This window comes from Pseudomonas sp. SWI36 (assembly GCF_002948105.1).
In the GTDB taxonomy this organism is placed as follows: domain Bacteria; phylum Pseudomonadota; class Gammaproteobacteria; order Pseudomonadales; family Pseudomonadaceae; genus Aquipseudomonas; species Aquipseudomonas alloputida.
In genome coordinates this window covers 2981875-2992246 of the sequence record NZ_CP026675.1, presented here as the reverse complement: position 1 = coordinate 2992246, position 10372 = coordinate 2981875, and the positions used below count along the sequence as shown (strand labels likewise).

At 63.4% G+C, this 10372-nt stretch carries 9 protein-coding genes; 4 read left to right on the top strand and 5 right to left on the bottom strand.

Features of this window, described 5'->3' with window-relative positions; genetic code table 11:
* Positions 1 to 24 precede the first annotated feature (24 nt).
* Both waaA and C4Q27_RS14290 read right to left on the bottom strand, forming a co-directional pair.
* Positions 25 to 1296, bottom strand: coding sequence for a lipid IV(A) 3-deoxy-D-manno-octulosonic acid transferase (gene waaA / locus C4Q27_RS14295; RefSeq protein ID WP_004577391.1), 1272 nt, complete (start codon positions 1294 to 1296; stop codon positions 25 to 27).
* Between the two features lie 11 nt (positions 1297 to 1307).
* The gene (locus C4Q27_RS14290; RefSeq protein WP_104886980.1) at positions 1308 to 2198 is read right to left on the bottom strand and encodes a LysR family transcriptional regulator; all 891 of its coding nucleotides are present in this window, start codon (positions 2196 to 2198) and stop codon (positions 1308 to 1310) included.
* Between the two features lie 86 nt (positions 2199 to 2284).
* Here C4Q27_RS14290 and C4Q27_RS14285 point away from each other — a divergent pair, with 86 nt between their 5' ends.
* From C4Q27_RS14285 to C4Q27_RS14270, 4 genes are all read left to right on the top strand, one after another.
* Positions 2285 to 2617, top strand: a complete 333-nt coding sequence (locus C4Q27_RS14285; protein WP_004577390.1) for a multidrug efflux SMR transporter — start codon at positions 2285 to 2287, stop codon at positions 2615 to 2617.
* A gap of 88 nt (positions 2618 to 2705) precedes the next feature.
* Complete coding sequence (locus C4Q27_RS14280; RefSeq protein WP_064492583.1) at positions 2706 to 3881, top strand: FAD-binding oxidoreductase; 1176 nt, start codon at positions 2706 to 2708, stop codon at positions 3879 to 3881.
* The gene (locus C4Q27_RS14275; protein WP_064492584.1) at positions 3878 to 4690 is read left to right on the top strand and encodes an aldo/keto reductase; all 813 of its coding nucleotides are present in this window, start codon (positions 3878 to 3880) and stop codon (positions 4688 to 4690) included. Before C4Q27_RS14280 ends, C4Q27_RS14275 begins: the two co-directional genes overlap by 4 nt.
* A 58-nt stretch (positions 4691 to 4748) precedes the next feature.
* On the top strand, positions 4749 to 5717 hold the full coding sequence (locus C4Q27_RS14270) for a hypothetical protein (RefSeq protein ID WP_003249451.1): 969 nt from the start codon (positions 4749 to 4751) through the stop codon (positions 5715 to 5717).
* An 81-nt stretch (positions 5718 to 5798) separates the two neighbouring features.
* Here the strand turns inward: C4Q27_RS14270 and hldE are convergent, their stop codons facing one another.
* The 3 genes from hldE to C4Q27_RS14255 form a co-directional block, all read right to left on the bottom strand.
* Positions 5799 to 7220 (bottom strand): bifunctional D-glycero-beta-D-manno-heptose-7-phosphate kinase/D-glycero-beta-D-manno-heptose 1-phosphate adenylyltransferase HldE, encoded by a 1422-nt coding sequence (gene hldE, locus C4Q27_RS14265; protein ID WP_003249449.1) that lies wholly within the window; start codon positions 7218 to 7220, stop codon positions 5799 to 5801.
* Between the two features lie 130 nt (positions 7221 to 7350).
* Complete coding sequence (gene msbA / locus C4Q27_RS14260; RefSeq protein ID WP_010955513.1) at positions 7351 to 9159, bottom strand: lipid A export permease/ATP-binding protein MsbA; 1809 nt, start codon at positions 9157 to 9159, stop codon at positions 7351 to 7353.
* 15 nt (positions 9160 to 9174) lie between these two features.
* Positions 9175 to 10350 carry an O-antigen ligase gene (locus tag C4Q27_RS14255; RefSeq protein WP_104886979.1) on the bottom strand — a complete coding sequence of 392 codons (1176 nt, stop codon included), beginning with the start codon at positions 10348 to 10350 and terminating at the stop codon, positions 9175 to 9177.
* Positions 10351 to 10372 lie beyond the last annotated feature (22 nt).

The following is a 10372-nucleotide window of genomic DNA, read 5'->3' as shown; positions in this document are numbered from 1 at the left end:
GTCTTTGAGTGGATATGTCGGTTATCAGCGGATCAAGGCCCCCAGACCCTCGAGCAATCGCTGCAGCGCCCCCTGATTGGCCCGCATCACCGCCCTGCCCGCCTCGCCCATGCGCTGGGCGTCCTGCGGCAGTTCCACCAGACGGCGCACCGCACCGGCCAGCCCGTCAGCATCATCCACCTGCTGCAACGCACCCGCCTCGCGCAGCATCGCGCTGATTTCGAGGAAGTTGAACACATGCGGCCCCATGAGCACCGGCAAGGCCAGCGCCGCAGGCTCCAACGGATTGTGCCCACCGGTCGGCACCAGGCTGCCACCGACGAAGGCAATGTCGGCCAGGGCATACAGGAACAGTAGTTCGCCCATGGTGTCGCCCAGCAATACCCGCGTTTGCGCATCGACCAGCGTGCCGGCAGAGCGGCGCACGGTGGTGAACTGCTCGCTGCACAACGCATGCACTGCATTGAAGCGCTCGGGATGGCGCGGCACCAGGATCAGCAAGGCATCGCCATGCACCTGCAACAACTGCCGATGCGCCTGCAGGATCAAGGCATCCTCCCCTTCATGGGTGCTGGCGGCGATCCACACAGGGCGCTGGCCGCCCCCCCACTGTTCACGCAATGTCCTGGCGCGCGGCAGCAGCTGTTCGTCGATCGTCAGGTCGAACTTGATCGAACCGGTGACTTGCACGCGCTCAGGGCGTGCACCCAGGTCACGGAAGCGCTGGGCCTCGGTTTCGGTCTGCACGGCGATCAGGCTCATCTCGGCCAGCATCGGCCGGGTCAGCCTGGCAAAGCGCCCATAGCCACGGGCCGAGCGCTCGGACAAGCGCGCATTGGCCAGCGCCACCGGAATGCCGCGCCTGGCACACTGGTGAATGTGGTTGGGCCAAAGCTCGGTTTCCATGATGATGCCCAGCTTAGGCTGCACATGATCGAGAAAACGCCCCGCCGCCCAAGGCAGGTCATAGGGCAGGTAGCAATGCTGCACGCGTGGTTCGTTGGCGAACAGGGCGCGAATGCGTTCAGAGCCAGTAGGGGTCATGCAGGTCAGTGTGATCGGCAGCTCTGGGTAAGCCTTTAGCAAGGCACGCACCATGGGTGCGGCAGCAATGCTCTCGCCCACCGATACCGCATGCACCCAGATACCACCCTGGCGCATGGCCGGCAGCTTGAAAGCAAAGCGCTCGCCGATGCGCTGGCCATAGGCCGGCGCCTTGCGCGCGCGCAGGTACAGGCGCAGCGCAACCAGCGGCAGGCCCAGGTGAAACAGCAAGGTATAGAGAGTTCTGTTCATGGCGGCTAAGTCTACCCGATCGCGCGAAGGTGCACTGCAAAGCGCTCGGCCAGCCACTGCGCGGCCGGGCCCAGAGGTTCATCGCGGCGCCAGGCCAGCTCTGCCACCAAGGCCGGCGGCCGCCAGTTGCTGTCCAGTTCGACCATGTGCGCCTGGTAGGTCGGGTACTGCACCACATGCCGGGGTAACCAGGCCCAGCCCAGGCCGCGCATCAGCAGTTCGGCCATGGCGTAGAAGCTGTCGGCACGCCATACCTGCGGGCTGATCGCCTCGCCGCCGGGGTAACCGCTTTGTTGTGGCGTGATCAGCAACTGCCGGTGGCGGGCCAATTGTTGGCGAGTGACCCGGCCTTCGCCCGCCAGCGGGTGGCCGACCGCGCACACCGTGACCATCTCCACGCTGCCCAAGGCACGGCGTTCCAAGGAAGCCGGGATGCTTTCGTGGAGGAAGAACAGGCCCAGATCGGCGCGCCGCTCCACCAGCTTGCGCGCCACATCGCCCTGGGCTCCGCTGGCCAGTTGCACCTCCAGGAACGGGTAGCGGCTCGCCAGTTCGTCGAGGCTGTCGATCACCGGCTGATACGGCATGGCTTCGTCCTGCGCGACCCGCAGCAAGGCCTCCTGCCCGCGCATCAGGGCCAGGGCGCGGCCATCCAGGCGTTCGCACTGGCGTAACAATTCGCGGGCGTCTTCCAGCAAGGCGCTGCCGTTTTCAGTCAATTTCGGTTGCCGGCCGCTGCTGCGCTCGAACAGGGTGACCCCTAGGTCGGTTTCGAGCAGCGCGATGGCACTGCTGATCGCCGACTGGGCTTTGTGCTGCTCACGTGCCACCGCGGAGAACGAGCGCAGTTCTGCAACGCGCAAAAAGGTACGCAATTGTTCAAGGTTCCACTGCTCGGCCATCAACCTATCTCCCACATTGATAGGTAATGACTTTACCCCATCCAGGCAACGTCTAGAATGCCCGCTCAGTAACGGAGGATCCCGCCATGAATGCCTACACCTACCTCGCCATTGCCATCTGCGCCGAAGTCATCGCCACCGCCTCGATGAAAGCGGTGAAAGGCCTGAGCACGCCCTTGCCACTGCTGCTGATGGTGGTTGGCTATGGCATTGCGTTCTGGATGCTGACGCTGGTAGTCCGCAGCATTCCGGTGGGGATTGCCTACGCCATCTGGTCGGGGCTGGGGATTGTGCTGATCAGTGTGGCGGCGCTAGTGATCTATGGGCAGAAGCTGGATATGCCGGCGATGCTTGGCATGGCCATGATCGTGGGTGGCGTGGTGGTGATTCAGCTGTTCTCGAAGACCGCTGGGCATTGAGAGCCCGTGTGCGGGGCTCGCCGACGATAGGGCCATCTCAGGTATAGCCTGTATACTTGCCAGCTGTCCCAGTCTTCGAGGTACCGCCATGCCATCTGCCATTTCCACTGACGTGCTGATCGTCGGCGCCGGGGTCGCAGGCCTCTGGCTCAATGCCCGACTGCGCCGCCTGGGCTACTCGACAGTGCTGGTGGAGCGCGCCAGCCTTGGCGGCGAGCAGACCATCAAGTCGCAGGGCATCATCCACGGCGGCACCAAATACGCCCTGCACGGCGCCCTGACCGGCGCCTCGGAAGCCATCGCCGACATGCCGCGCCGCTGGCGCGAGGCCTTGGCCGGCAACGGCGAACTCGACCTCGGGCGTACCCGCCTGCTCTCCGATGCCCACTACCTGTGGTCGCCGGGCACCTTGGCCGGCAACCTCACAAGCTTCTTCGCCAGTAAGGCCGTGCGCGGTCGGGTCGACCAGGTCAAAGGTGACCAGTTGCCACCGGCACTGCAGGACCGCGCATTCAAGGGCAAGGTGTACCGCCTGGCGGAACTGGTGGTCGATGTCCCGAGCCTGCTGGCCAACCTGGCCGAGCTGGCCGGCGAATCCTTGCTGGCAGGTGAACGCATCGAACCCTTGCGTGAAGGTAATGCGTTGGTCGGCCTGCGCGTGGACGACCGGGAAATCCGTGCCCAACGCATCGTATTGAGTGCCGGAGCCGGCACCGAAGGCTTGCTGCAGGCGCTGGGCCTGGATCAGCCGGCCATGCAAACCCGTCCGCTGCACATGGTCATAGCCAAGGGCCCGAACCTCAAACCTTTGTACGCCCACTGCCTCGGCGGCGGGCCCAAGCCGCGGGTAACGGTAACCACCCATCCGGCAGCCGATGGCCAGTGGGTCTGGTACCTCGGTGGGGACCTGGCCGAAGCCGATGGCGTGGCGCGCGAGCCTGCAGCGCAGATTGCCGCAGCGCAGAAGGAAATCGCCAACCTGCTGCCCTGGGTCGATCAGAGCCTGGTGCGCTGGGCCACACTGCGCGTCGACCGCGCAGAGCCTGCGCAATCCGGCCTGGCACGCCCGGACAACGCCTTCCTTGCCGACCAGCAGCGCCTGCTGGTGGGCTGGCCGACCAAACTGGCACTGGCACCGGACTTCAGCGACCGGGTGATCAGCCACCTGGAGCGCGACGGCATTCGTCCACAAGCACAGGCCGACCTGGCCGACCTCCCACGCCCTCCACTGAGCGTACCGGCCTGGGAGCAGTTGCTGCCATGAGCCTGCCAACCCTGCACGCATTCCATCGCCCGCTGGGCAGCACCGGCCTCACGGTCTCCCCACTGGGCCTCGGCACGGTCAAGCTGGGCCGCGATCAGGGCGTGAAGTACCCCAGTGGCTTCACGATCCCCGGCGATGAGGAAGCCCGCCTGTTACTGGCCCAGGCCCGCGAGCTTGGCATCAACCTGATCGACACCGCCCCGGCCTACGGCCGTAGCGAAGAACGCCTGGGCCCGCTGCTGCGCGGCCAACGTGATGAATGGGTAATCGTCAGCAAGGTCGGTGAAGAGTTCGAGGAAGGCCTGTCGCATTTCGACTTCAGCGCTGCCCACACCCGCCGCTCGGTGGAGCGCAGCCTGCGCCGGCTCGAAACCGACCGCATCGAACTGGTGCTGGTGCATTCCGACGGCAATGACCTGGCCATCCTCGAACAGCAGGAGGTCTACCAGACCCTGGCCGAACTCAAGCAGGAGGGCAAGATCCTCGGTTTCGGACTGTCCGGCAAGACCGTCGCCGGCGGCCTGAAGGCACTGGAGCAAGGCGACTGCGCCATGGTCACCTACAACCTCAACGAACAGGCAGAACGCCCGGTGCTGGACTACGCTGCCGAACACGGCAAGGCCATCCTGGTAAAGAAGGCCTTGGCGAGCGGGCATATCTGCCTGGCCCCGGGCGTCGACCCGGTGCAGGCCAGCTTCGAGCTGCTGTTCGCCCACCCGGGCGTCAGCAGTGCTATTGTCGGCACCATCAACCCGTTGCACCTGGCCCACAACGTGGCCACCGTCGCCCGTATCCTGGGCCAGCATTGAGTTACCTCAGGCTCCCGATTCAGGGACTGGAGACTGACCCGACGCAAGGAGGAGCCTCGTGGCGCGAACGCTGATCCGCAAGAACCCGAGCAACTTCAAGACACTGCCACTGCATGTCGAGGCCACGCCCGAAGGCTTGATCTACCAAAGCATCGGCATGCCGCTGAACTTTGCCCAGACCCAGCAACGGCGCAAGGCCATCCAGTTACCCGATACACAACACTTCGTGGTCGAACTGGCCAACCTGGGCGTGTCAGTGCGCCTCACGCTGCATTGGCAGAACCGCGATTACTGGGTACTGGTGCGTCAGCGCCGACAAGACCGTGGCGATGTGGTACTGAAACTGATTTCCGGTTATGTACCGGCGCAGGAGCTGAACCTGCCGCTGCACACGGCCGTACAGGAAGTGGCCGAGGAGTGCCTGCTGGAAACCCCGGAAGGTTGGCTGGGCGGGCGCTTCAACGACACCTGGCTGCCCATCCCCTACGCCGCCGCCCTGCACTACCGCGAAACACCCCACTTCGTGCTGGCTCCGGAGTCCGGTGCCGCACGCCCGGTGCATTGCGGCAAGCTGATGCTCCTGGAGCGCCCACGGGCCTATGTGCACTTGCCCACCGCTTCGCTACAGCTGATCTATGACATGCGCCTGCAAGTGCCCCGGGACGCCAAGAAACTCAGCTTGTTCCACGTTGACGAGCGGCTGGAGGGCGACCAGCTGGTGGCGCGGCTCAACCGCAAACGCCCCGACCTGTACCTGATGCCATTGAAGGACGGCCAGCCACTGGCAGAGCTGTACACGCTGAAAAAGGATGAGCTGGTGCCGGCGAGTACGCGTGGGCTGTACCTGGCAGAAAGTTTTGCCCGGCAGGAAGGCTGGGTGGTGGCAGATGAACGGGTACGCTGGAAGGATTGGGTGAAGCAGCAGGGGTTGGTGGAAAGCAAGCCCGCAAGGGCGTCGCACTTGCAAAGGTTTGGCGACAAGGCGCGAGCGCTGCTGGAGCGGGCGCGGACCTCGCTGAACAAGTGACATCCCGGGAGCTTTCGCCTGCTTGCTGGGGCGGGTAAACCCGCCCCAGCCGAGGGCCGCCACAACGGCCCCAAGGTCAGATCAGTTCTTGCGAATTTTCTCGACAATCGCCGTGGTCGAGCTGTTCTCGACCAGCCCCAGCACCTTCACGGTGCCGCCATAGCCCTTGACGATATCAGCGCCAACCACCTGGTCGATGCCATAGTCTCCACCCTTGACCAACACATCCGGCTTGACCTGGCTCAGCAGGTTTTCCGGGGTGCCTTCCGGGAAACTGATCACCCAGTCCACCGCGCCCAAACCGGCCAGCACGGCCATACGCCGGTCAACGCTGTTGATCGGCCGGCCCGGCCCCTTCAGGCGGCTTACCGAGGCATCGTCGTTTACCGCAACGATCAGGCGATCACCCTGGGCCCGCGCCTGCTCCAGGTAAGTGACATGCCCGGCATGCAGGATGTCGAAGCAGCCATTGGTAAAGACGATCTTCTCGTTGTGTGCCCGCGCGTCATCAATGGCCAGCAGCAGTTGCTCAAGGCCCAGCACGCCGCGTTCGGAGCCTTCCTCACGCTGGATGGCCCGGCGCAGCTCAGGGGCGCTGATGGCAGCCGTACCCAGCTTGCCGACCACAATGCCCGCCGCCAGGTTGGCCAGGGCCACCGCATGGGGCAGGTCCTCACCCGCAGCAATGGCCGCGGCAAGGGTGGAAATGACAGTATCGCCGGCACCGGTCACATCGAACACTTCGCGTGCCCGCGCTGGCAGGTGCAACGCCGGCTGACCAACGCGCAGCAGGGTCATACCATGCTCACCGCGGGTGACCAGCAGGGCGCCCAGGTCCAGGTCCTGCAGCAACTGCAAGCCCTTGGCGACCAGTTCGGCCTCATCGACGCAACGGCCGACGATGGTCTCGAACTCGCTGAGGTTCGGGGTAATCAGGCTGGCGCCACGGTAGATGGAAAAGTCCTTGCCCTTGGGGTCGGCCAGCACCGGAATGCCCTTGGCCCGCGCCGCCTGGATCAGGTTTTGGTGATTTTTCAGTGCGCCTTTGCCGTAGTCGGACAGGACCAGCACCTTGACGCCTTCGAGCAGGCTGTCGACCTCCGCTCCCAACGACAGTGGGTCGGTGGCGAACGGCTCTTCGAAATCGATACGCAGCAGCTGCTGGTGACGGCTCATGACCCGCAGCTTGACGATAGTCGGCTGGTGCGCGATGCGCTGGAACACCGAACGGACACCGGCAGCCTGCAGGCTGTTGGCCAGGCTGTCGGCAGCCTCATCCTGGCCGGTGACGCCGATCAGCGAAGCCGGCGCGCCCAGCGCAGCAATGTTCAAGGCAACGTTGGCCGCGCCGCCGGGGCGATCCTCGATCTGATCGACCTTGACCACCGGGACTGGCGCTTCAGGCGAAATACGCGAAGTACCGCCATGCCAGTAGCGGTCGAGCATGACATCGCCGACCACCAGTACCGGGGCTTGATCGAAACGCGGCATGGACAACTTCATGGGCAACCCATATGGAAATAATGAACAGGGGCAGGATATTAGCACAGGGTAGTCAATGGCTTTGTGGCCAGATCATCCCTGGAAAATTCCCGTGACAATCGGGGCCATGACGGCCCCGATCAAGGAGGGTTCAGGTGATATCGGCCTTGGCCGGCTCATCCAGCCCCATGGCATGCAGACGGGCATAATGGCCATTAGCCGCAAGCAGTTCGGTGTGAGTACCGCGCTCGACCAGGCGGCCCTGGTCCATGACCAGGATCTGGTCAGCCTTCTCGATGGTCGACAGGCGATGGGCAATCACCAGCGTGGTACGGCCTTGCATCACGTGGTCCAGGGCGGCCTGGATATGCCGCTCGGACTCGGTATCCAACGCCGAAGTCGCTTCGTCGAGGATCAGCAACGGCGCGTTTTTAAGCAGCGCACGGGCAATTGCCAGGCGCTGGCGCTGGCCACCGGAAAGCAGTACACCGTTCTCACCCACTTCGGTATCGAAGCCCTTTGGCAGCCGGTCGACGAACTCCTTGGCATAGGCATCGGCCGCGGCGGCTTCGATGTCTGCGCGCGGCGCGCCGGCCAGATCGCCATAAGCGATGTTGTTGGCCACGGTGTCGTTGAACAGGGTGACATGCTGGGTGACTTGCGAAACATGGCGACGCAGGTTACGTAGGCGATAGTGCTCGATCTCCACGCCATCGAGCAGGATCTGCCCCTTGTCGTGGTGATAGAAGCGCGGGATCAGCGCCGCCAGGGTGGACTTGCCACTGCCGGAGCGGCCGACCAGGGCGATCATCTGCCCGGGCTCGGCGACAAAACTGATATCGCTCAGCACTTCACGCTCGGTACCCGGGTAGGTAAAGCTCAGGTTACGCACTTCCAGGCGCCCTTCCACGCGTTCCTTCTCGACCGTACCAGTGTCCACTTCAGGCGCTTCGTCCAGTTGCTCGAAGATGCTCTCGGCACCTGCCAGGCCCTTCTGGATGGTCGAGCTGACTTCCGACAACTGGCGAATCGGCTTGGGCAGCAGGCCGGCAGCGGTGATATACGCCACCAGGTCACCAGCAGTAGAGTCCCCGCGCAGGAACAACACCAGGAACATCAGCGCAGCCATGGCGCTGTAGATCACCAGCTGAAGCATCGGCGTGTACAGCGAGCCGGTCTTGGTCATGCGCAGTTGCTTGTCGGTGTTGCTCTGGCTGGCCTGGCCGAATCGCTGCTGTTCGTAGGCCTCGCCACCGAAGCTACGGACCACGCGGTAACCCTGGATGGTTTCCGAGGCAACGTGGGTGACGTCGCCCATGGCTACCTGGATCTTTTTGCTCTGCTTGCGGAATTTCTTGCTGGCGATGCTGACCATAACCGCGATCACCGGCAAGATGGCGACCATCACCAGGGTCAGGTGCCAGTTCATCCAAAGCAGGTAGGCAAACAGGAACACCACGGTCAGGCCTTCGCGGATCACCACCTTGATGGCGTCGGTAGCGGCGCCGGTGACCATGGTCACATTGAAGGTAATGCGCGAAATCAGGTGCCCGGAGTTGTGGTTGTCGAAGTAGCGGTTGGGCAACACCAGCAGCTTGTTGAACAATGCCACCCGCAGGTCATGCACCAGGCTCAGAGAGACCTTGGCCAGGAAGTAGTTGCCGAGGAACGAGCCCAGGCCCTGCCACGCAGCGATCAGGATGATCAGCAGCGGCACCGCCTGCAGCAGTTGCAGGTCACGCAGGTAGGGGACGTTGGGGAACAATACCGCTTCGGGGTTGCTCAGCCCATCGACGAAGTACTTGAGGATGCCGGCCAGCATTGGCTGGGTCGAGGCAAAGATCACGAAACCGACAATGCTCAGCAGGAAAATGCCGACATAGGGTTTCACATAGCTCAACAGCCGGAAGTAGATCTTCAGGCTGGAGGTGTGCTCCGCTGGTCGCGGTGTTTCGGCCATTATCGAGCTCGCTGTTCAGGTTGAACCGGCAATTTTACCACAGGCGTCATTTTCGGCACGCCCCCATGGCAGCAACATGGCAAGGCCCACCGGCAGCCAGCTGATGAACCATTCGGCACGTGGCGTACCGGTGAGGCTGGCGGCATCGAACTGCATGGCCAGGGTCGAGTAGACCCAGAAGCCCAGCAGGACCTTGCCGAACAGGGTGCCACGGGCGCGAACGATTTCGCCCAGCGTGAACAGCCACACCATTACCCACAGCAACATGCCGGGCAAGCCCATTTCAACGGCAACATGGGTGAACATGTTGTGGGTGTGATCGAAGTGCATGCCGACGGCGCTCACCTCGTAATCAGCCCCCAGGCCAAGACCAGTCCAAGGGTGCGCGGCAATCATCTGGAGAACGGCATGGAAAATTTCCGGCCGGTAGGACGAGCCCCGTTGGGCGATAACGTCGTACACGGCCAAAAAGGCCAGGCCGGTGGCAAGCAGTGCCAGAACAGAGAACACCCGGCTGTGGCGGTCACGGAACCACAACGGCGCCATCACCACGGTAATCACCAGTGCCAGAACCGCACCACGGCTCTGGCTGAGCATGGCGAAGGCCCCCAGGCAAGCCAGTACCGCCAGCCACAACAACTGCAAGCCACGTCGCCGAGGTGGCTCGTAGAGCATCAAGAGCAAGGCCGAACCAATGACATAAGCCCCCAGGATGGGGTGGGATATCTCGCCGATACCCGCCAGCCTGAACAACAAAGGCGCACGCTGCACCCCATAGAACTTGATGATGGAGACCAACGCAGCGATGGCCAGCAGCGCGCTGCCAAGCAGCAATAACTGACGAATGCGGGCTTGGCCAAGCTGGGCCAACAGCGGAAACGCCAGCAGGAACACCAGAATGTAGAGCAAGCGCTTGAGCTCGCGCATGGGCTCCTCGGCGGGCGACCATGCCAGGCTCAGGCCGCTCCAGGCCAACAGCAGCAGCACACTCCCCCACAGCGCCGGTTGCCGCCTCCAGGCTTGCACCAGCACACCTCGAGCCGACCAGGCCAATACCAGCGTTGGCAGCCACAAGAACAACACCAGACCTTGCTGATAAACCTTGTTGCTGGGTGCCAGGGCAATCGCCGCCATGAACCAGACCAGGCCCAAACCTAACCACGCTTGTGCCCAGTTTTTTTGATACAACATCCTTTCCCCCGATGAATCAGAA

Coding starts and splice junctions, on each gene's coding strand:
- waaA (WP_004577391.1), bottom strand. CDS start 1,296: ATGAACAGAACTCTCTATACCTTGCTGTTTCACCTGGGCCTGCCGCTG.
- C4Q27_RS14290 (WP_104886980.1), bottom strand. CDS start 2,198: ATGGCCGAGCAGTGGAACCTTGAACAATTGCGTACCTTTTTGCGCGTT.
- C4Q27_RS14285 (WP_004577390.1), top strand. CDS start 2,285: ATGAATGCCTACACCTACCTCGCCATTGCCATCTGCGCCGAAGTCATC.
- C4Q27_RS14280 (WP_064492583.1), top strand. CDS start 2,706: ATGCCATCTGCCATTTCCACTGACGTGCTGATCGTCGGCGCCGGGGTC.
- C4Q27_RS14275 (WP_064492584.1), top strand. CDS start 3,878: ATGAGCCTGCCAACCCTGCACGCATTCCATCGCCCGCTGGGCAGCACC.
- hldE (WP_003249449.1), bottom strand. CDS start 7,220: ATGAAGTTGTCCATGCCGCGTTTCGATCAAGCCCCGGTACTGGTGGTC.
- msbA (WP_010955513.1), bottom strand. CDS start 9,159: ATGGCCGAAACACCGCGACCAGCGGAGCACACCTCCAGCCTGAAGATC.
- C4Q27_RS14255 (WP_104886979.1), bottom strand. CDS start 10,350: ATGTTGTATCAAAAAAACTGGGCACAAGCGTGGTTAGGTTTGGGCCTG.